Source organism: Metabacillus flavus, assembly GCF_018283675.1.
In the GTDB taxonomy this organism is placed as follows: domain Bacteria; phylum Bacillota; class Bacilli; order Bacillales; family Bacillaceae; genus Metabacillus_B; species Metabacillus_B flavus.
In genome coordinates, this window is sequence record NZ_JAGVRK010000001.1 from 3,737,704 (window position 1) to 3,758,605 (window position 20,902).

The window sequence follows — 20,902 nt, forward strand, 5'->3', positions numbered from 1 at the left end:
GTATTAGAGCACCCGCTTTCCGGTTTTCGCCTCGTAGCGGATTTTTTCTTTCAGCTTGTTGATGCCATAGATAAGGGCTGCAGGGTTTGGCGGACAGCCTGGGATGTAAACGTCCACTGGTACAATTTGATCGACGCCTTTAACGACGGCATAGGATTTGATGTAAGGTCCGCCAGCTGTCGCGCAGGAACCCATGGCGATGACCCATTTTGGTTCCGGCATCTGATCGTAAAGCCGTTTAAGGATCGGGGCCATTTTCTTCGTGACCGTTCCCGAGACAATCATGACATCTGACTGCCTTGGCGAGGTGCGGAAGAAGGAACCGAATCGATCTAAATCATAATGGGAAGCGCCGACCCCCATCATTTCAATGGCACAGCAGGCCAGACCGAATGTGAGCGGCCATAGCGAGTTGCTCCGGGCCCAGGCCTTGAGCTCTTCCAAGGTGCTTAAGAAGACACTTTGTCTGATTTGCTCCAGCTCTCCGGGCGGAAGATTTTCGAGCTTTAAGTCCATTTGAGCACCCCCTTTTTCCATGCATAAAGCAAGCCGATCAACAGCATCACGACAAAGATCAGCATTTCAATCAGCGCAAAAATCCCCAGTTTTTCATAGGCTACAGCCCATGGATACATAAAGACGGTCTCAACATCAAAAATAACGAACAGCAGGGCAAATATGTAATAGCGGACATTAAATTGAATTCTGGAGTCATGAAAGGGTTCAATCCCGCTTTCATAGGTGGTCATCTTAGCTTGTGTGGGAGCGTGAGGACGAAGAACCCGTCCGATTGTCAGGGCAATGGCAGGAAGAAGCAAACCGAGTAAAAGAAAAACAACGACAATTAAATAATTATTCCAATATGGATAAAGTGATTCCATGATCCCCCTCCAATGTTGAAACTTTCTAAATATTCTATTTTTGTAATCGCTATCATTATAGCAAACATATCCTGGAAGTGTCGATATTAACTAGAGAGCTAGGGGCCGAGATCCCTTGAACAAGGCGGATTTTTGGGTTTTCGTTGATTTATTTGGATTTTCGACGATATATATGAATTTTCGTCGAATGCATAAGATGGAGGGGTGTGCCACTTTGATGAATAATGTCGAAAAGTCGATACCCCACCCATTTCGGTCGATAAATTCAACTAATAGCCGATATATTTTAATTTCGGTCGATATATCTGAATTTCGGTCGATATCCGGGCCGATATCTATTAAGCTGCCCCATATCACTGCTAATTCCCGGTTTCGAGCCCTCGAACAAACATCCCCCCCTGCAGAAAATCCAGCTGGACAAACCGATTTGATATATAAATATGCTCACAGTGCTGAAAACAGCACAAAAAACCGCCTGCTACGCAGACGGCTCAGTTATGGCTTTGGAATGCAGCCTTTTATATGGTTTTCTCAAACCGTAAACTCTTTTTTTGGTTAACAGCTGATAGATGGCAAGCTTCGTTTCAAACTCAATCTGTTCACTGTTTAAAATCATAAAATAAGCTTCCTTCAGTTCAATCCATAGATTCTGCTGGTTCGGTATTGCCCAGACCCTTTTCAAAGCTCTTAAAAATACGGCTGCCTGTTCCTCATGGGGATGATCTTTTATATGGTTCACATGGAATGTAATGGTTCTGGACCAGAAAAAGCGAACAACAATCCGCAGTATTAACAATCCCGCTATTAGGGGTATGATCCAAAACGCCATCCCGTTCTCTCCTTGCAAATCGAATATGTTTCTTTCATTCTACCTAAAAAAGACCTCATTTACTATATTTTTCTTTTATTAGGTAATGGTTTCTATTACCTATTTTTTTACAAATTTCGTGATATACTGTCCCTATTGAAAAGGAGATGATCGAATGCATGAATCATTTCATATAGAAGAGGAATATGGCCGGAATCTCCCTGAATTCGAGAGTGAATTCGAAGCCATCGCCTTCTACTTTGACTTCCGGATTGAAAAGCTTTCTATTTTAAACGAAGCAGCTGAATATATGAGATTGCGCGAATTGGATTATTCTCCTGAGAGTTTGATTGACTTGGAGAAATTGTATTTTATGTGCTTCCGTACAAACGGATGGAAGGATCTTCAGCTCACTATTCACGAATTTGAAACGATGATGTCCATTTATTTCGGAGAAGTGGTAACGAGAAATATTCCAGGTACCGATTGGGCAGTCCAGCCATATCCCTTTAATGAATCTAAATATGTGCTGGGCTTAAATCGCGGAAAACATACAGATTTCTTCACCAACTACTTTGAAGACCACTATTTATCTGTGAAAAGTGAAGACGAGCACTATCTTTTGGGACGATTTAAGAGAATTGAGAAGAGGATGAAGCGGTAAAGTGCTGAAAAAGGAGCAGGGGTGCCTGCTCCTTTTAATTAGATTCCAGCTTACGAGTCAGCGCTTCATATAATAGCTGCGGTTCATCAGGACGCACATGCGCTTTTGTTACTTTTTTGGTAAAACCATAGAGGAGCTTTGCTTCCACCGGATGAGTAAACTCTATCACTATAGCCGGATCCTCTTCAGCGAATTCTTTAGGCATTCCATTGAAAACCTGAGAATCCTCCGCAGCCTCTGGCTTCTGGTAATAAGAAACGGCTTGAATATCCTTCAGCTTAACTGTAAGCCGCTTCATAACTCCTACCTGTAAATGCAGCTCCTGATCTGTCATTACAAATGGACTCAGGCGGAAGGCTTGTATCTCCGCTATAAACAGTAAAATCGTATAGATATTGAGAATGAGAAGAATCCAGGATAGAACCGGGTTCCATGAATGCAGCAAAACATGAAAGCCTATTGATTCAATGAGCAGTGCATGAATTAGCATAATATTGAAGGCAATCACACTTGTATTTTTATGGAAAGTGAAAATATTTGGAGCTTGCTCAGGCTTCTTTTTCCAAGAAAAAAAACTATAATAAATCAGCGCCGCTTCACTCGTTAGGATGGCCAGCAGGCGTGAAGTCTTGATCTGCCTTGAAACAGCCTGTTCAAACCTGTCAAAAAATGAGGTGCTATTCTGTGATTTGAAATCCTTTAGAATGGCAGCTGCCTTTAAAACGAGCTTGATAAGGATAAAAACCTCAGCGCCGATTAAAACGGCCATGCCGCCTGTTACCGAATACTTCAGATATGTAAATTGATTCATATATTCCATGGGGATAATCAGCCAGGAAGCAGCAAGTCCAGCTATGATAACCGGAACGATCCAGCGCAGTGAATACCGCTTACGAATGATGAGCAAATAGGCAGCGAGCGGAAGAATAAGAATACAATCAAACAAGGATCCAATTGCAGCTTCCGGTGTCATCTCCACAAAATCAGGGATTCTGTAAATAAGGGCATTGCTTCCAAGAATGATGGCAGACAGAAAGATCATCCATCCCCAGCGCGGTTTATTCAGTGCATTCAAGTCCATACTCCTCCTTTTCTCCTATCCTTTTTATATAGTATAAATCTTCCAGTTTATCTTCAAAGCAGAAATTTTTGTCTATATTTTGAAAGAAGGAATCCCCTGCCGGCATAAAAAGAGGAATTGTTCCAGGTTAAAATAAATAAATGTTTTATAACCTCCCAAAAAGGGAATGGATTAAATGTGGTCTTTCAATTTTTTCTCTGAGGGAGCTCAAAAGGAGAAGTGATTGTATTTTAATTTTAATCAATAACAGACACTCCATTATTCTCTATAAGATAAAAAAAGTGGTGAATGAAACAAAAAAACGCGGAAGAACGATCCCGCTAACCATTCCAAAAATAAGCCAGCTTATCGGGTTTTCTGAGGAGAACATCCTCGAGGCAATGGAGCTGGGAGAAGATCCCGTTACCATCTAAAATGACTCCGGCTTCCTTTTGATAGTAAAAGGCAAGATCGTGAGAGGCTAATTTGATTGCTCCCAATACGAGGGCACCTGAGATAAAAACACATATGGCATATAGATGATGAAGATTCCTTCCTTAGGGAGGGAATCTTTTATGCAAAAACCCCCCGGTTTGGAACCGGGGGGCTTGTCTTTATATACGATTGTTTTTTATGTCAATTCGGTTAATTGCTCGGCTCAGTGCTAATTGGGCACGATGAGAATCCATATCCGCTGTCTTCTGATTCAGACGGCGTTCTGCGCGCTCTTTTGATGCTTGAGCACGATCAAGATCGATATTCTCAGCGGCTTCTGCAGCCTGAGCTAAAATCGTTACGTTATCCGGGCGGACTTCAATGAATCCCCCGCTGACAGCCACGAGTTCCGTGCTGCTTCCTTTTTTCAGGCGAACCGCTCCTATTTTAAGGGGAGCAACCATCGGAACGTGTCCAGGCAGGATTCCAAGCTCACCGCTTTGAGCTTTTACACTGACCATTTCCACTTCCGCATCGTAAACTGGGCCATCAGGAGTAACGACATTGACTTGTACTGTCTTCATACTCATACCCTCCTAAGGACCAGATTAGACTTCAACACCCATGCCTTTAGCGCTTTCCACAACTTCTTCAATGCGTCCAACAAGGCGGAAAGCATCTTCTGGAAGGTGGTCGTACTTGCCGTCAAGGATTTCTTTGAAGCCTTTAACGGTTTCTTTAACCGGCACATAAGAACCTTTTTGTCCTGTAAACTGTTCAGCTACGTGGAAGTTCTGAGAAAGGAAGAACTGGATACGGCGCGCACGCTGTACAACCAATTTATCTTCTTCAGAAAGCTCATCCATACCAAGAATCGCGATGATATCCTGCAGCTCTTTATATTTTTGAAGTGTCTGCTGAACTTGACGTGCCACGTTGTAGTGCTCTTCTCCAACAATCTCAGGAGAAAGGGCGCGTGAAGTGGAAGCAAGCGGATCTACCGCAGGGTAGATACCCATCTCAGACAATTTACGCTCAAGGTTTGTTGTTGCATCCAAGTGAGCGAACGTTGTAGCAGGAGCCGGATCCGTATAGTCATCGGCTGGTACATAGATCGCTTGGATGGATGTTACAGAACCTACGTTAGTAGATGTGATACGCTCTTGAAGCTGACCCATCTCTGTTGCAAGTGTCGGCTGGTAACCAACGGCAGAAGGCATACGTCCAAGAAGGGCAGAAACCTCAGAACCTGCTTGCGTGAAGCGGAAGATGTTATCCATGAAGAAAAGAACGTCCTGTCCTTGATCATCACGGAAATATTCAGCCATTGTCAAACCAGTCAAGGCAACACGCATACGTGCTCCAGGCGGCTCGTTCATTTGTCCGAAAACCATGGCTGTTTTCTTGATAACGCCGGAATCCGTCATTTCATGGTAAAGGTCATTACCTTCACGTGTACGCTCTCCAACACCGGCGAATACGGAGATACCGCCGTGCTCTTGTGCGATGTTGTTGATTAGTTCCTGGATCAGAACGGTTTTACCTACACCCGCTCCTCCGAACAAACCGATCTTACCACCCTTGATGTAAGGAGCAAGCAAGTCAACAACTTTGATTCCTGTTTCAAGAATTTCTACTTCTGTGGATAGATGTTCAAAAGTAGGTGCCTGTCTGTGAATTGGATCACGGCGGGATTCAGCAGCAATTGGAGAATCCAAATCGATGTTTTCCCCAAGTACGTTGAATACACGGCCAAGCGTGATATCTCCAACAGGAACAACAATCGGTGAACCTGTATCAGTTACTTCTGTGTTACGCTGCAATCCGTCAGTCGATGCCATTGCAATCGTACGTACGGTATCATCACCAAGATGAAGGGCAACCTCCAAAGTAAGTGAGAAGGATGCATCAGCTTCGCTTTTTGCAGCTTGCTTAATTGTAAGAGCGTTGTAAATCTTCGGCAGGTGTCCGCTTTCGAACTTTACGTCAACGACGGGACCCATAACCTGTATAACGCGTCCTTTCATGATCGCTTTCCCTCCTATCGAGCTTATTAAAACAATGTATTTTTCCGGCCTATTCGAGCGCAGCGGCTCCGCCGACAATCTCGGTAATTTCCTGAGTGATGGCTGCCTGGCGTGCGCGGTTGAAAGTAAGTGTATAGCTGCTGATTAATTCCTTGGCATTGTCAGTTGCATTTTTCATCGCTGTCATACGGGCAGCATGCTCAGACGCCTTACTGTCTAAAAGCGCTCCGTAGATCAAGCTTTCTGCATACTGAGGAAGAAGCACTTCAAGGATTTCGTCCTCATCCGGCTCGAATTCGTAAGAAGTACGTTTGCCTTCGGCTGAAATGTCAGTCAGCGGCAGCAGTTTTTTCTCGGTTACGTCCTGCTGAATGGCACTAACGTAGTGGTTGTAGAAGAGATACAGTTCATCGAATGTCTCATCTTCGTACATGCCTACAGTTTCGCTTGCAATGTTCTTGATATCGGAAAAACTTGGCTCATCCCCAAGGGACACAATATCGCGGGCTACCGTAATACCGCGGCGCTTAAAGAAGTCACGGCCGATTTTTCCGATTGCAATAACCGCGTATTCATCACTGGATGAATGGCGTTTTTGGATGGTTTGGTAGACAGCGCGCAGAACACTGCTGTTGAAAGCACCTGCAAGTCCGCGGTCAGACGTAATCACAAGATAACCCGTTTTCTTAACCGGACGTGATAGAAGCATGGAATGGCGTGCACCGGAAATTCCGTTTGCTACATTCGATACAACTTCCTGCATCTTGTTCATGTAAGGAACGAATGATTTCGCATTGTTCTCAGCACGGTTAAGCTTCGCAGCCGAAACCATTTCCATTGCCTTCGTGATTTGACTCGTCTTTTTCGTCGAAGTGATTTTTGATTTAATATCACGTAATGATGCCAAAGATACTCACCACCTTGTTTTTAAACTCCGGTCTTAGGTCTTATTCATAAAGAGAGGGGAAGCGCCGAACGGCGATCCCTCTTAATTTCATTAAAATTAACATCTTTAACATTAATGTTTATCAAGGTCATCTTCGTCCAGCTCCAGCGCCTAGCCCCTCGAGGTCATAAGCCCCTCAGCCTGCGGAAGGGAAAAACGCCTTCCTCCGGCTGATTGTCTTATGCTTGTCGGAGGCCTGCAGGAGGCAGGTCAGTTCTGCGTTGCGACAGGACGTCGCGCACCTAGCAGAACATCCCCCCTAAAAAGGCGCTTCCGCTTTTGTTATTTATTCAGAGATTACGAATGTCTTTTTAAAGCCTGTGATCGCAGAAACGATTGCTTCATCGGCTGGAAGTTTTCCGGATGTACGGATTTGTTCAAGCAGATCAGCATTGTTTTGATCAAGGTACGCATACAATTCGTTTTCAAAGCGGTTGATATCCTGTACCGGAATGTCATCTAGATGGCCTTTAGTAAGGGCATAAAGAATCGCAACCTGCTTTTCAACTTTAAGCGGTTTATGAAGGTCCTGCTTCAGAACTTCAACTGTACGCGCTCCGCGGGCAAGTTTTGCCTGCGTTGCTTTATCCAGATCAGAACCGAATTGAGCAAATGCTTCAAGCTCACGGAAAGAAGCAAGGTCAAGACGCAGTGTACCTGCTACACTCTTCATCGCTTTAATTTGTGCGGATCCACCAACACGGGATACAGAAAGACCGGCGTTGATCGCAGGACGTACGCCTGAGAAGAACAAGTCAGACTGAAGGAAAATCTGTCCGTCTGTGATGGAAATTACGTTCGTTGGAATGTAAGCTGAGATATCTCCCGCTTGTGTTTCAACGAATGGAAGAGCTGTCAGAGAGCCAGCGCCTTTTGCATCGCTAAGTTTTGCAGCACGCTCAAGCAAGCGTGAATGCACGTAGAATACATCCCCTGGATATGCTTCACGGCCCGGAGGACGGCGAAGGAGCAAGGAAAGCTCACGGTAAGCAGCTGCCTGTTTGGAAAGGTCATCGTAAACAACCAATACGTGCTTGCCATTGTACATAAATTCCTCACCCATTGTTACACCTGCATAAGGAGCAAGGTAAAGAAGAGGAGCTGGCTGGGAAGCAGATGCAGTTACAACGATTGTGTAATCAAGAGCTCCGTGCTTGCGAAGTGTTTCAACAACACCGCGGACAGTGGATTCTTTTTGGCCGATTGCCACGTACACACAGACCATATCCTGATCTTTTTGATTTAGGATGGTATCAATTGCCACAGATGTTTTACCTGTTTGACGGTCTCCAATGATCAGCTCACGCTGGCCGCGGCCGATCGGAACAAGAGCATCGATCGCTTTAATACCAGTTTGCAAAGGCTCATGAACGGATTTACGATCCATTACTCCAGGAGCCGGACCTTCAATTGGACGGGTTTTTGTTGTTTCAATCGGACCAAGTCCATCAACAGGCTGTCCAAGAGGATTTACTACGCGTCCGATAAGCGCTTCACCTACAGGAACCTCCATGATGCGTCCTGTACGTTTTACTTCGTCGCCTTCACGGATTTCTTTGTAAGGTCCAAGAATAACGATACCTACATTACTTTCTTCAAGGTTTTGGGCCATTCCCAAAACGCCGTTTGAAAACTCAACAAGTTCTCCAGCCATGACATTGTCGAGGCCATGAGCACGAGCGATACCGTCACCAACCTGGATAACTGTACCTACATCACTAACTTCGATTTCAGACTGATAGGTTTCAATCTGCTTTTTAATCAGAGCACTAATTTCTTCAGCTTTGATGCTCATGAGTTTCACCCCTATCTGTGATCTATTTTGTAACGAGCTGTTTCTCGATTCGTGCAAGTTTGCCGCTTACGCTTCCGTCAAAAATACGGTTGCCGATTTTCAGCTTCACGCCGCCGATCAGGGATTGATCGATTACGTTTTTCAGCCTCAATGTCGTTTTACCGATTTTTTTCGCAAATGCTGCGGATAGTTCGGAAAGTTCTTTTTCACTCAGCAGACGCACAGAGTATACGACTGCATCCTCTAAACCGCGGGCATCGTTTGCAAGTCTTGCAAATTCGTCAGCAATTTCAGGGATACTTTCGACACGGTGGCGTTCAACTAAAAGGTATAGCGTATTTAAAACAGGAGTTGTTAAAGTTCCGAACCCTTCTTTAACAAGCTCTTTTTTCTTTTGCATGTCCAGCTTCGGATGCTGAAGCAGAACCATCAGCTTAGGGTTTTGCTTAAATACTTCCTTAACGGCAATCAAGTCATCTTCGAACTGATCAAGCATTTTTGTTTCCTTGGCAATTTCAAAAAGTGCGGATGCATAACGTTTGGAAACAAGGATGCTGCTCATCGGTTATCCCCTGCTTCTTTGAGGTAATCGCTGATGAGTTTTTCCTGAGCCTGCTCATTCAATTCTTTTTCAATGACTTTAGAAGCAATCATGACGGATAGAGATGCAACCTGATTGCGAAGTGCTGCGACAGCCTGATCTTTTTCCTGCTCGATTTCTTTGCGCGCAGATTCTTTAAGGCGGATTGCCTCATTGCGGGCTGTTGTAATAATTTCCTCTTTTTGCTGTTCGCCGATTTTCTTCGCATTTTCAATCAGGTTTTGAGCTTCCTGACGAGCCTGCTTCAGCAATGCACGCTGTTCTTCAATCAGTTTGCCGGCTTCGAGATTCTTCTGTTCAGCCCCGCTGATTTCGTTGGAGATATGATCTGCACGCTCTTTCATGATGTTCATGATCGGCGTCCATGCGAATTTTCTTAAAAGGGCAAGAAGGATCAGGAATGCTACAAGCTGGAATATAATATCTCCGCCATTGAAATGGCCTTCTGCTGCCGCTTCACCCGCGCCTGCTGCGCCTAGTGCAAATATAGTAAACATTGCTCGAATTCACTCCCTTCAAGGGTTACGGTATACGTTTTAATAAGGCTATGACCTCATAATTTCTGTTTTTGGACAAAAAAAGAGACGGTAGGGCAGATAAGAGAATGGCGAAGGTTCTATTCTAAGAATGATCTTCGCCATCTTCTTTTCACATCATATAATGATTGACCGGGTAATTATTGACCCATTACGATGAATGCGATAACTACTGCGATGATCGGAAGTGCCTCAACTAGTGCGATACCAACGAACATTGTTGTTTGAAGAGTCCCTCTAAGTTCCGGCTGACGAGCGATTCCCTCGATTGTGCGGCCAACGATTAGTCCATTACCAATACCTGCACCAAGTGCACCTAAACCTACTGCGATTGCAGCTGCAATTAAACCTAAACTCATTTGTAAATCCTCCCTTATCTTATGAAAATAATAGTTTTGCCTATTAGTTAGAGCTAATTATAAATTAATGGTCGTGACTCACTTTGTGGGCCATATAAACCATTGTTAACATGACGAAAATGAAAGCCTGGATGGAACCGACAAAAATACTGAATGCCTGCCATGCAAGCATTGGTATGATTGCACCCAATGTTCCGAAAATGCCTCCCATAAAACCATCGGCATAGCCGCTTGTTGCCAGTCCTGCAAGTAAACCAAGCAAGATTTCTCCGGCAAAAATGTTTCCGTATAAACGAAGGCCGAGTGTAAGAGTGTTCGCGAATTCCTCGATTATTTTAATAGGAAACAAGAATTTCATTGGTCTAATATAATCGCGTGCGTATTCGCCAGCACCTTTCATCTTGATACCATAGTAATGAGTCAGACCCACTACCATAACAGCCAGTGTAAGCGTTATGACCGGATCAGCTGTCGGTGATTTCCACCATAGCTCATGGTCAATAACAACTGCGAACGGCAAGCCCAGCATATTCGCTACAAATATGTACATGAGAAGCGTCATACCAAGTGTTAAAAATCGGCCGCCTGTCTGCCAGTCCATTGTGCTGTTGATGATGTTCTTTACAAAGTCCATCACCCATTCAATAAAGTTCTGCATGCCGGTTGGCCTTAGTGCAAGGGTGCGGGTGGCAGCCACAGCCAGAATAAATACGATGACACTTGCAATAGTGATCATCATCATATTCGCCAAGTTAAAATATAAACCTAAAAACTCTACGACAGGTGCTTTGTGCTCCAATATATTCACCTCTCTTCCAGCTAATCGCGTATATGCTGTATTAGAAAATCTATCATAATAACGACGTAAATCGTCATTAATCCAATAACCACGGAAATAAGATTGATATACTCGGGGTATCTCATTGCGATGAGCACAGCAAGACCGGCTGCTGCCATTCTGGACAGCATCCCCATTGAGCGGATCGATTTGCCTTCCTGATAAGCTTTTTCAAACTGTTTCTGCTTCCGCACCATTGTCCATAAGTTGAAAAGACTAAAGCATGTCCCGGTTATCAGACCGAGAAAGATCTCTCTGTAATCTGTAAATCCCCAGCCAAGCACATAAATGGCAAGCAAGTATACTATGTATTTTAAATATCGCTGGTTCATGAGATGCAGTTCAGACATGAGATACTCAGTCTCCTGGAAAGTAGTGGCGGACCAGCTTCAGCATGCCATAAACGCCTGCTGACAGTCCTAAAAGAAGGCCAATGATTAAAAACAGCGGTACCGTATGAAGATAGCCGTCGAGCCATCTTCCGGCGAAAATCCCTACTAAAACAGATCCTACCAAATGTGATAGAATGCCAGACATAAGGGCCATAGCCTGTAACGGATGACGATTTTTATCGCGCATTTTTACAGCACCCCTCAATCAGGTTTTATAGGGTCATTTCAGGGGAAATATACAAGTAATTAATAAGTTTTGAAAACCTTATCATTACCCTCATATAGCATAACAATAGGCACTGGGCTGTGTCAATGTGATTCCTTGCTAAAAGTTCACAAACACCCCAGCCCGGCACAAATTGTTCACATTTTTAAAATAACTTAGCGTTGACTCCGAAAATCGATTGTGAGTGACGTTTCAATCACATCCTCAACCTTCCCTTTTTTCGCAAAAATAAGGGCTTTGTAGGTTCCTTCACGGATATTAAGATCCCTGTTTTTCAATACTCTTTTCAGCCGGCCTTTTCCCACATGTTTCTTCCAATCCAAATATCCAATAAAATGATACGATGCGGGTTCGTATAAAGCAATGCCAATTTCATCCGCCCCTCCCGGAAGGTAAACTTCATACTCACTCGTGCCCGGTTCTTTTCCAGGATGAAATTCAAATCCCATTAGACGGGGATAGTCTGGTTCATTCATCATGTAAAGGTAGGGAATGCTAAAGCGCTCCGATCCGGCTGTTACATCAAGTCTTCCTTGATGGGTGCCGTCACTGAGATGCATCGGGGTTCCTTCCAGTTCAATTTCTACCTCTTTGGAGGAACGGGGGTTTACATACTGCGCTGCAGGAATGTGCCATGTAATTCCCTGCGCTCTAGCAGGATAGGAGAACACAAATTTTTTCGTTTTGGGTGAGTGATTCACAAGCCTGATTTTCGCTTTGTGTGATGATCTTCTCCCGCCTGATGAGAACTGGGAGAAGACGAGGGAGCCAGGCACCGCTAAAACCTCACTCTTAACAGCTCTCCAGGCATCCATTCTCCCTGCTCCCTGGCCGATCGGTTCGTAAAGCCTCGATTGAGAATCTTTGAGCGGTTTTGCTGTATTCATCAGCGCAGCTTTGACTTCCTCCGGGCTCCAATCCGGATGAGCCTGTCTTATCAGTGCAGCCGCACCTGCCACAAGAGGTGCAGCCATACTGGTTCCCTGAAGCGGTTTGTACTTCTTGTCCGGAACGGTACTCATAATGGCGACCCCTGGTGCGACAAGATCCGGTTTGATTTCCCAGCTTCCAGTCACTGGTCCCCGGGAGCTGAAGCTTGCCAGCGTGTCTTCTTCTTTAATCTGAAGGATGCTTGCACGCAGCCGGAGAGATTTCCTTAGCTTGATCCCATCCTGTCTCGACAGGGATGCCGCGGGGATGCCAATGTTTTTCATTGAGCCTGCAAAACTTCCTTTTTCATTGTTGTAGACGAGGATGGCAGCTGCCCCTCTGCTTTCAGCTGATGCCGCTTTATCGGAAAAAGGAATCTTCCCTCTCTGAACGAGTACAAGCTTTCCTTTTACATCCTTTGTAAACTCATTTTCCCTTCCGAAGCCGGCATCTGAAATTTCCAGTCCCCGAAACGGCCTCCACTCAGCTGCGCCCTGAAATGGGATGAGTCTGATTGGCTCAGCGGCATCATCCATCAGCAGCTTGTATCCTTTCATCGGCGGAGTTGAGGCACCGACGGATATCGCTTTTTCAGCCGTTCCGGGAGAGCCGAGCGTCCATTTGCCCGGACCGGAATTTCCACTCGCCGCAACAGCAATAACACCTTTCTCTACAGCTTTGTTCAAGGCAAGGCTTGTCGGCCAATCTGGACCGTTCACATCGTTCCCCAGGGATAGATTCAGAACGTCTACTTTATCCTTTACCGCCCGGTCAATAGCCGCGATGATCCATTCCGAAGTACCAATACCTCCCGGACCAAGGGCCCTGTATATGTACAGGCTTGCTTCAGGCGCAATTCCTTTGATTTTGCCATTCGCAGCAATAATTCCCGCTACATGGGTTCCATGGATCGTCGCCAAATCTGCGCTTCCCCTTGTCTCCATTGGATCCCGGTCATCGTCCACTACATCATAGCCCCCAGCGTAATTCCTGCGCAGGTCAGGATGGAGGTAATCCATTCCTGTGTCAATTACTCCTACCTTCACACCTTTGCCTGTCAGCCGCTGATTTTTCGAATCAAAAAGGCTTCGCACCTTGTCTCCGCCGACGAAGGAAACATGTGATTGGGATTCGGTATTATAGGTCGTGACCGGACCGAGATCCTCCACTTCAGGCTGAGCGGACAGCCTCGTAAGATCTGCAAGGGAGCCTTCAACGGATACACCTTTGAACACTTCCGTATATACATGTCTTATTCCAATCCTCGGGAATTGGCTTTTAAGCTTCGCCTTAAAGCTAAGCCATTCAGCCGGCTTAACAATTAGAATCCGTTTCTCCATAGCTGTCCCGCTATCTTCCGGGATCGGCGGCCGGTCTGGATAGGAATAGGAATTTGAGGACGTTTTTGCTGCAGCTGCAAAGCATAAGATCAGCAGAAGAATGATTGTTTTTTTCATAAAAAATCCACCTCTTGCGGATTAGGGTTCTCAGAGGCGGAGGGTTTTATTAGGGTGAGATTAAGATGAGGTGCTTAAATCCCACAAAAAAAGGCCTGAACCCGAGAATCGAATTCAAACCTTCTTTCATTTATTTCGTTCCGAACATTCTGTCGCCTGCGTCTCCGAGCCCAGGGACGATGTATCCTTTTTCGTTCAATTTTTCATCAAGAGCTGCGATGAAAATGTCTACGTCAGGATGAGCAAGCTTAAATTCTTCAACGCCTTCAGGGGCTGCAATTAAGCACATGAATTTAATGTTTTTCGCTCCGCGTTTTTTCAGGCTGTTGATCGCTTCGATTGCAGATCCGCCTGTCGCAAGCATTGGGTCCACTACGATGAAATCGCGCTCTTCCACATCGGATGGAAGCTTCGCATAATATTCAATCGGCTTAAGCGTTTCAGGATCGCGGTAGAGACCGACATGTCCCACTTTTGCTGCTGGAATCAGCTTGAGGATCCCGTCTACCATGCCAAGTCCCGCACGCAGGATTGGGATGATTGCAAGTTTTTTTCCGCCGAGTACGTTTGATTTCGCAACGGTTACCGGTGTTTCTACTTCTACTTCTTCAAGCGGAAGATCTCTTGTAATTTCGAATGCCATTAGTGTTGCCACTTCGTCCACCAATTCACGGAAATCCTTGGTGCCGGTTTTTACATCTCTTATGTAAGTTAGCTTATGCTGAATTAGCGGATGATCAAAAACGTATACTTTCCCCAACCTGCTCATCTCCTTTTAATAAATCGTACCAGTTTCGTTGCACTTCCATTGATTCTACAGAAAAAGGCCGCGGGTTTCAAGAGCAGGACAAGCATTGTAAAAGATGGAAAAAGGAGCAGCTTTCAGAGCTGCTCCTCTTCACTTTAGTAAAGCGGGTATTTGGCAGTAAGAGCTTCTGCTCGTTCCGCTGCTTCTTTTTGTTTTTCTTCGTCTTCGCTATTTTTTAATGAAAGGGCAATGATAGCAGCAATTTCGTCCATCGCCTCAAGCCCGAAGCCGCGTGTCGTGACGGCTGCTGTTCCAATTCGGATACCGCTTGTTACAAATGGGCTTTCCGGATCGAATGGAATGGTGTTCTTATTAGTTGTAATGCCGATTTCATCCAGGATTTTTTCAGCCACTTTGCCTGTCAGGTTCAGGGACCTTACATCGAGAAGGACCAAATGGTTGTCCGTGCCGCCGGATACGAGATTGATTCCTTCTTTAACAAGGGATTCGCCAAGACGCTTCGCGTTCTCGATGATTTTTTCGCCGTATTCTTTAAATTCAGGCTGAAGGGCTTCACCGAAAGCAACAGCTTTAGCCGCGATCACATGCATAAGCGGACCGCCTTGAATTCCAGGGAAGATCGATTTATCAATCTTTTTCGCAAACTCTTCCTTGCAGAGAATCATTCCGCCGCGAGGTCCGCGAAGTGTTTTATGCGTCGTTGTCGTCACAAAATCCGCGTAAGGAACAGGATTCGAATGAAGTCCTACCGCTACAAGACCTGCAATGTGTGCCATATCAACCATGAAGTAGGCTCCCACCTCATCCGCAATTTCACGGAACTTCTGGAAGTCGATTTCACGAGGATACGCACTTGCTCCAGCCACAATCAGTTTTGGTTTATGCTCGATTGCTTTTTGACGCACATCTTCATAGTTAATACGGTGCGTCTCTTTATCTACACCGTATTCAACAAAGTTGTATTGAACTCCGCTGAAATTAACGGGGCTGCCGTGGGTAAGGTGGCCGCCGTGGGAAAGATTCATACCAAGTACTGTATCTCCATGCTCCAGGATGGTAAAGTAAACGGCCATGTTTGCCTGTGCACCGGAATGCGGCTGAACGTTCGCATGCTCTGCACCGAAAATTTCCTTCGCACGGTCGCGCGCAATATCTTCTACGATATCTACGTATTCGCAGCCGCCATAATAGCGCTTGCCCGGATAGCCTTCTGCGTATTTGTTCGTCAGCACAGAACCTTGCGCTTCCATTACCGCTTCACTTACAAAGTTCTCAGATGCAATAAGTTCAATCTTTGTCTGCTGGCGTTTAAGCTCCTGCTGCATCGCTTCAAATACGGATGGATCCTGCTTTTGCAAAAATGTCATGATAATTTCCCCCTTGGTTGGACAGTAGTGGCTTGCTTATATGCTCCTATTTTACACATATTCTGAACGAAATGTAAAAGACAATCGGCTGATTTTTGAATAAATGAGGCTAATACCGAACTATAGAGAGTTGAATGGAAGAGATTGTTCGAAATGAGGGGGATGGCGGAAAGCAGTGGATTATTAAAGGAGCAGTTTTGGCAAAGGGGGGTATATTGATTGGACAGAGTCGTGAGCGAAACGGACTAATGCCCTTCGGTTGATTAACAGAAAAATGAAAAGGAGAAGCAGTTCAAACTGCTTCTCCTTCCGTATTACATCCAGGCCTCCCTATGGGCCCCCGCAAATTCACTTAAACTAACCGGCTTTTTTCCAGTTACCATTTCAACTGTATTGGTTACACGGTCTTCTGCACCGTTTGCAATTTTTTCCTCAAGACCTGTCATGAAACCGGCATACTCTTTTGTTAAGCCTCCTCGGATCATAGCCTGCTCATACTGGCTAAGAGGCATGTTTCCGTATTGAATGGTGGTGCCGGCAACATGGCCGATGATCAAAGCAGCTTCTGAATAGCTCAAAGCCTCCGGACCGGTAATGATGTGGCTCGTGTTGTGCGGCTCTTGATCGATTAATGCACGAACGCCAACTTCCGCAATGTCATCTGCAATGACAAAACCAATTTTTCCATCACCGGCTGCCGACCAAATCTTGTTTTCTGATTTAATGGTGTGAAGGTGGTGAGGGGCCAGGAAATTCTCCATAAAATAAGAAGGACGGAGAATGGCATATTCAGGTGCCAGCTGCTTGACAGCGAGCTGCAGCTTCCCAAACACTTGACCGTCATCAGAGACGATGGCCGCACCGAGCATGACCACCCGTTTCACTCCGGAATTCAAAGCTTTTTTCAAAAAAGGCAGAACGGCAGGCAGCGGATCAAGCACACCGACCGGTGCAACCAGATACAATTTTTCAATCCCGTTAAACAGTTCAGCAGGAAATTGCCCGCTGTGCCAGTCGAAAGGCACATGCTCTGCACCAGCAAGCCTGGGAACCGATCTGCTGGCAATGCGAATAGAATAGCCCCGTTCCAGGAGCTTGGAAGCAATGCGGGTTCCTGTTGTGCCGGTTCCTCCAGTAAGTAAAATGGACATGCTATTGGCTCCTTTTTAGAAATTTTAGAAATGCCTGAGGTTCATTATTGTAAGCACCAATAAAGATAAGCGGGTTCCAGTAATCTTTATAACGAAGAATTTTTCCATCCTCATACTCAATAACACTAATATATTTCTGGTTGTAAGGGAGTCCTGTTTCCAGAATCACTGCTTCACATTCAAACTCCACAATCACCGTATTTTGGCCTTCGACAGGGTAGTAGTTCGGCTCAGAAAAACGGGTAAAGTTAATTTTTCCGGGGAAATCCTTCACATGATTGTAGATGGCTTCATCTCCTTCCAGTTTTGTTAAAACACCAGAAGGGGCATAGGGAATTTCAAATACAGCGTCTTTATGCCAGATCGTCATCCACTGTTCGATATTATTTTCCAGCATGCCTTGAAAAAATTGATCCATGATTTTTACGGCTTCGTTCATTATCAATGCAGCTCCTTTTTTGACTGATTAGTCCAAAATAAGCAAAGGAAAAGCCTCCTATTCAATCCAGAACAGACAGGCTGACTTTCGCATAGCTTTCCAGCGCATCAAGGCTTTTGTTTGTTTTTGCAATAAAGGTAAGAGACAGTCTCGATTGGTTCAGGTAGCGGGCAAGGCTTCTTAAATCACCGTGCCGATCTGTGAACTCTCCTTCCTGTTTTCCGCGCACTAGAGCCTCATAAAAGGCATTCTCGAGCAGCAGTGACTGCTGGCTGAAGTAATTGGCAAGCTCCTCCTGAAAAGGGAGCTGTTCAACTGCACTGTTAATAATATAGCAGGCAGTAGAACTTTCGGGGTCCTTTAAAGCCTGAATTCCTTCAGCAAAAATATCGCGGACAGCTTCTTTTACTGAACCGGCTTCCTTCAGTCTTGCAATAACCAGCTCGTTTTTTGCCTCCAAATACGTTTTGACAGCGGAAAGAAAAAGGTCCTTCTTCGTCCCGAACGTGTCGTATAAACTTTGCCGGCCAATCTCTAAATGCTTGAGCAGTTCTGGAAGCGAGGCACCTTGATAGCCTAGCTGTCCAAATACTTCAGCCGCTTTTCGCAAAACAGCAACCGTATCAAATTCTTTGCTTCTTGCCAATTGCATTCCCCCCTTCAAGTACAGATTATCCTTTTTGGACTGATTAGTCAAATAAAAAAATGGAGAAGGAAGAGGGGACGAACAAAATAAAAGAGCAGGGAGACAAAGCTCTCAGCTTCAACACGTTATCCCAAGTCCCCGCCATTCTCTCAATTACTTTTTATACCACTAAAAAGAATCCTTCTTATAGCACTTCCTGGACCCGTTGCCCTCATTAATACGGTCCACATAAACCAAACCGTACCGCTTTTGTAAAGGAAACCATGTCGATGATACCCCGAACATTTCATAACGCAAAAAGAACCGCCTCCCAGAGCGGTTCTTCCTATCTGCAGGATTCATTTTCTTTTGCCGCTTCATAAACGGCACGGACTCCGCCAATCAGCTTCGGCCGGGTTTTGGCCATGGTAACATGGGCTTGTCCCACTTGTTTCAGCAAGCTTCTGATCGGGACAGCGACCGATTTAAGGTGCATGCCTATGAAGGTGTCACCGATGTCGATGCCTGCGTCAGCTTTAATGTGCTCGACTACGACAGGGTCTGTCATGTGCTGGTAGGCGTGAGCGGCCATGGCCCCGCCAGCTTGTCTGACTGGTATGACCGTAACAGGTTCGAGTCCCTGCATTTCCGCTGTGGATTTTTGTACAACGAGAGCCCGGTTCAAGTGCTCGCAGCATTGAAAGGCCAGTCGGATTCCATGTCTTTCGCTAAACTGATGAAGTTCTTCGAAAATCATGGATGCCGCTTCAAAGGTGCCGGATGTTCCAATTTTCTTTCCGATGACTTCGCTTGTGCTGCAGCCGATGACGAATAGGCTGTTTTTTTCAAAGGTGACTTGGTTTTCGAGGTCTTTCAGGATTGTTTGGAGTTCGGAACGCCATACTTCGACTTCTCCCATATCGGTCCACCTCTTCGTTATTTGTTTTCGTATTGCCCGATTTTGCCGATGCGGTTTGCGTGCCTTCCGCCTTCAAAATCTGATTGCAGCCATGTTTTGGCGATGTCGCGGGCAAGCCCTGGGCCAATCACGCGCTCTCCCATTGCAAGGACGTTGCTGTCGTTGTGCTCCCGTGTCAGCCTGGCGCTGTAGATGTCATGGACGAGCGCGCAGCGGATGCCTTTTACTTTGTTTGCCGCAATGCTCATGCCAATTCCAGTTCCGCAAATCAGGATTCCCCGATCCGCTTCTCCTGATGCGACTTTTTCAGCAACGGGTACCGCGTAGTCGGGATAGTCGACTGATTGGCTGCATTCACAGCCTAGATCTTCGTATTGGATTCCCATTTCATCCATAAGAGATTTGATTTCTTCGCGGATATTCATGCCGCCGTGATCTGATGCAATTGCTACTTTCATTCCAGTTGCCTCCCTGCGTTACTTTTCCAGTTTTTCAATCAAAAGCTTCAGCATGCTCTCAAGGTCATCTCTTGTAGCCCTGTAAATCTCAATCGGACCTCCGTATGGATCGAGGACATCTCTTTTACTAGAAGCTCCGTGAACAAATTCAGAGAGCGTCCATATTTTTTCCCGTGATTCCGGAAAGCGTTCAAGCAGAAGCATTTTGTGGCTTTCCGTCATGGTGAAAATGTGGGTCGCCCACTCAATATTTTCCCTATTGAGGAGGGCAGAACAATGGTTGAATGCCACTCCTTTTTCAAGAAGTGCATCCTTTGCCAACGGAGAAGCATCGCTTCCGTCCATTGCAAAGACCCCTGCTGATTTAACTTTGATGTCGTCTGAGCGCTTCATAAATTGCAGGAGCGCTTCAGCCATTGGACTTCTGCAAGTATTTCCTGTACAAACGAAAAGGACATTCGACAACGTTTCCACTCCTCTATCTTCATCTGGCCTTTCATTTATAAGCACCGCTTTAAGCTTGCGGGTACACGTCAAGATTGGATCTGTCTATATTGTACTACTAACTGAAGCCGCCACCAAGCATCATAAACGAAAAAAGCCAGACCCCAGATGGTCCGGCCTTTCTACATGGGAAGCAAAAGCTTGATTCCAAAAACCAGCAGAATCGCTCCTCCGAGAATTTCACTGTAATTTCCAAGCCACCCTTGTACCCGTTTGCCGATGATCAGTCCAATCCAGGTGAGCACCATGCTGACAAACCCGAACATGAGAATGGTAAGCATCGTTCTGGCCCCGTAGATTCCGAGAGTGAGGCCGACAGAAAAACTGTCCAGGCTTACACTCAGCGCGAATAACAGCAGCCCGAAGCCGACCGGTGTAATAAGCGGGGCATCATCTTTTTTGAAGGAGGAGACGACCATTTGGATCCCTAGAAGGATGAGCAGCCCGCCGCCGGCATAGGCAGCGATGGCACCCAATTTATCAGATAACAGCTTGCCGAGTCCCATGCCAGCCAAAGGCATAGCAATATGAAACAAGCCGATGACCAAGCCGATAAAGAAGATTTGTCTGAATCTCAGGGAAATCATGCCCATCCCCAAACCGACGGAAAAGGCATCCATTCCTAAAGCAAAGGCCATCATAAACAGCGTTAAAATTTCCCCGATTACCGCTTCTATACTCATGCATTCCCTCCTCGGACACGCCTGTTTCAGCA

26 protein-coding genes and 1 pseudogene are annotated in these 20,902 nt (G+C 45.6%); 2 read left to right on the top strand and 25 right to left on the bottom strand.

Going from position 1 to position 20,902, the window contains the following annotated elements:
- Positions 1–3: 3 nt before the first annotated feature.
- From J9317_RS19045 to J9317_RS19055, 3 genes are all read right to left on the bottom strand, one after another.
- On the bottom strand, positions 4–516 hold the full coding sequence (locus J9317_RS19045) for a NuoB/complex I 20 kDa subunit family protein (protein WP_035408069.1): 513 nt from the start codon (positions 514–516) through the stop codon (positions 4–6).
- A complete protein-coding gene (locus J9317_RS19050; RefSeq protein ID WP_035408068.1) occupies positions 507–881 on the bottom strand; it encodes an NADH-quinone oxidoreductase subunit A in 375 nt (124 codons plus the stop codon). Before J9317_RS19050 ends, J9317_RS19045 begins: the two co-directional genes overlap by 10 nt.
- 478 nt (positions 882–1,359) lie before the next feature.
- Positions 1,360–1,710, bottom strand: coding sequence for a hypothetical protein (locus J9317_RS19055; protein ID WP_211561562.1), 351 nt, complete (start codon positions 1,708–1,710; stop codon positions 1,360–1,362).
- A 154-nt stretch (positions 1,711–1,864) separates the two neighbouring features.
- Here J9317_RS19055 and J9317_RS19060 point away from each other — a divergent pair, with 154 nt between their 5' ends.
- Positions 1,865–2,353, top strand: a complete 489-nt coding sequence (locus J9317_RS19060) for a hypothetical protein (protein WP_211561564.1) — start codon at positions 1,865–1,867, stop codon at positions 2,351–2,353.
- Positions 2,354–2,387: 34 nt separating this feature from the next.
- On the opposite strand, the gene J9317_RS19065 is transcribed toward J9317_RS19060, so the two are convergent.
- Positions 2,388–3,428 (bottom strand): YdbT family protein, encoded by a 1,041-nt coding sequence (locus tag J9317_RS19065; RefSeq protein ID WP_211561565.1) that lies wholly within the window; start codon positions 3,426–3,428, stop codon positions 2,388–2,390.
- A gap of 290 nt (positions 3,429–3,718) precedes the next feature.
- Here J9317_RS19065 and J9317_RS20865 point away from each other — a divergent pair, with 290 nt between their 5' ends.
- Entirely contained in the window at positions 3,719–3,847 is a 129-nt protein-coding gene (locus tag J9317_RS20865; RefSeq protein WP_284143284.1) for a hypothetical protein, read from the top strand.
- Between the two features lie 180 nt (positions 3,848–4,027).
- Here J9317_RS20865 and J9317_RS19070 read toward each other — a convergent pair whose 3' ends face one another.
- The 21 genes and pseudogenes from J9317_RS19070 to J9317_RS19165 form a co-directional block, all read right to left on the bottom strand.
- The gene (locus tag J9317_RS19070) at positions 4,028–4,432 is read right to left on the bottom strand and encodes a F0F1 ATP synthase subunit epsilon (RefSeq protein ID WP_035408062.1); all 405 of its coding nucleotides are present in this window, start codon (positions 4,430–4,432) and stop codon (positions 4,028–4,030) included.
- Between the two features lie 24 nt (positions 4,433–4,456).
- Positions 4,457–5,878, bottom strand: coding sequence for a F0F1 ATP synthase subunit beta (atpD, locus tag J9317_RS19075; RefSeq protein ID WP_211562514.1), 1,422 nt, complete (start codon positions 5,876–5,878; stop codon positions 4,457–4,459).
- Positions 5,879–5,924: 46 nt separating this feature from the next.
- The gene (atpG, locus tag J9317_RS19080; protein ID WP_035408059.1) at positions 5,925–6,782 is read right to left on the bottom strand and encodes an ATP synthase F1 subunit gamma; all 858 of its coding nucleotides are present in this window, start codon (positions 6,780–6,782) and stop codon (positions 5,925–5,927) included.
- A gap of 325 nt (positions 6,783–7,107) precedes the next feature.
- Positions 7,108–8,616 (bottom strand): F0F1 ATP synthase subunit alpha, encoded by a 1,509-nt coding sequence (atpA, locus tag J9317_RS19085; protein WP_211561566.1) that lies wholly within the window; start codon positions 8,614–8,616, stop codon positions 7,108–7,110.
- Positions 8,617–8,638: 22 nt separating this feature from the next.
- The gene (locus J9317_RS19090; RefSeq protein ID WP_211561568.1) at positions 8,639–9,178 is read right to left on the bottom strand and encodes a F0F1 ATP synthase subunit delta; all 540 of its coding nucleotides are present in this window, start codon (positions 9,176–9,178) and stop codon (positions 8,639–8,641) included.
- Positions 9,175–9,714: a F0F1 ATP synthase subunit B gene (gene atpF, locus J9317_RS19095; protein ID WP_211561570.1), complete on the bottom strand. Its 540-nt coding sequence runs from the start codon at positions 9,712–9,714 to the stop codon at positions 9,175–9,177. Before atpF ends, J9317_RS19090 begins: the two co-directional genes overlap by 4 nt.
- Positions 9,715–9,893: 179 nt before the next feature.
- The gene (gene atpE / locus J9317_RS19100; protein ID WP_035408051.1) at positions 9,894–10,112 is read right to left on the bottom strand and encodes a F0F1 ATP synthase subunit C; all 219 of its coding nucleotides are present in this window, start codon (positions 10,110–10,112) and stop codon (positions 9,894–9,896) included.
- 64 nt (positions 10,113–10,176) lie between these two features.
- Positions 10,177–10,911: a F0F1 ATP synthase subunit A gene (atpB, locus tag J9317_RS19105; RefSeq protein WP_035408049.1), complete on the bottom strand. Its 735-nt coding sequence runs from the start codon at positions 10,909–10,911 to the stop codon at positions 10,177–10,179.
- Positions 10,912–10,931: 20 nt separating this feature from the next.
- Entirely contained in the window at positions 10,932–11,300 is a 369-nt protein-coding gene (locus J9317_RS19110) for an ATP synthase subunit I (RefSeq protein WP_035408047.1), read from the bottom strand.
- Positions 11,301–11,307: 7 nt separating this feature from the next.
- Positions 11,308–11,529, bottom strand: a complete 222-nt coding sequence (locus J9317_RS19115; protein ID WP_035408045.1) for an AtpZ/AtpI family protein — start codon at positions 11,527–11,529, stop codon at positions 11,308–11,310.
- Positions 11,530–11,723: 194 nt separating this feature from the next.
- The gene (locus J9317_RS19120) at positions 11,724–13,955 is read right to left on the bottom strand and encodes a S8 family serine peptidase (protein ID WP_211561572.1); all 2,232 of its coding nucleotides are present in this window, start codon (positions 13,953–13,955) and stop codon (positions 11,724–11,726) included.
- Positions 13,956–14,085: 130 nt separating this feature from the next.
- Positions 14,086–14,715, bottom strand: a complete 630-nt coding sequence (gene upp, locus J9317_RS19125) for a uracil phosphoribosyltransferase (RefSeq protein WP_035408041.1) — start codon at positions 14,713–14,715, stop codon at positions 14,086–14,088.
- 143 nt (positions 14,716–14,858) lie between these two features.
- Positions 14,859–16,091 carry a serine hydroxymethyltransferase gene (gene glyA, locus J9317_RS19130; protein ID WP_211561573.1) on the bottom strand — a complete coding sequence of 411 codons (1,233 nt, stop codon included), beginning with the start codon at positions 16,089–16,091 and terminating at the stop codon, positions 14,859–14,861.
- 314 nt (positions 16,092–16,405) lie between these two features.
- Positions 16,406–17,242 carry a Rossmann-fold NAD(P)-binding domain-containing protein gene (locus J9317_RS19135; RefSeq protein ID WP_211561578.1) on the bottom strand — a complete coding sequence of 279 codons (837 nt, stop codon included), beginning with the start codon at positions 17,240–17,242 and terminating at the stop codon, positions 16,406–16,408.
- A gap of 1 nt (position 17,243) precedes the next feature.
- Positions 17,244–17,681 (bottom strand): nuclear transport factor 2 family protein, encoded by a 438-nt coding sequence (locus tag J9317_RS19140; RefSeq protein WP_249292248.1) that lies wholly within the window; start codon positions 17,679–17,681, stop codon positions 17,244–17,246.
- A gap of 61 nt (positions 17,682–17,742) precedes the next feature.
- Positions 17,743–18,327 (bottom strand): TetR/AcrR family transcriptional regulator, encoded by a 585-nt coding sequence (locus J9317_RS19145; protein WP_211561582.1) that lies wholly within the window; start codon positions 18,325–18,327, stop codon positions 17,743–17,745.
- Between the two features lie 168 nt (positions 18,328–18,495).
- Positions 18,496–18,579 (bottom strand): annotated as a pseudogene (locus tag J9317_RS20695) (hypothetical protein); the annotation flags it as partial.
- 73 nt (positions 18,580–18,652) lie between these two features.
- Positions 18,653–19,225 carry a TIGR01440 family protein gene (locus J9317_RS19150; protein WP_211561584.1) on the bottom strand — a complete coding sequence of 191 codons (573 nt, stop codon included), beginning with the start codon at positions 19,223–19,225 and terminating at the stop codon, positions 18,653–18,655.
- Positions 19,226–19,242: 17 nt separating this feature from the next.
- Complete coding sequence (gene rpiB, locus J9317_RS19155) at positions 19,243–19,683, bottom strand: ribose 5-phosphate isomerase B (RefSeq protein ID WP_035408030.1); 441 nt, start codon at positions 19,681–19,683, stop codon at positions 19,243–19,245.
- Positions 19,684–19,701: 18 nt separating this feature from the next.
- The gene (locus J9317_RS19160) at positions 19,702–20,157 is read right to left on the bottom strand and encodes a low molecular weight protein arginine phosphatase (protein ID WP_211561586.1); all 456 of its coding nucleotides are present in this window, start codon (positions 20,155–20,157) and stop codon (positions 19,702–19,704) included.
- 152 nt (positions 20,158–20,309) lie between these two features.
- Positions 20,310–20,870, bottom strand: coding sequence for a manganese efflux pump MntP (locus J9317_RS19165; protein WP_211561587.1), 561 nt, complete (start codon positions 20,868–20,870; stop codon positions 20,310–20,312).
- Positions 20,871–20,902 lie beyond the last annotated feature (32 nt).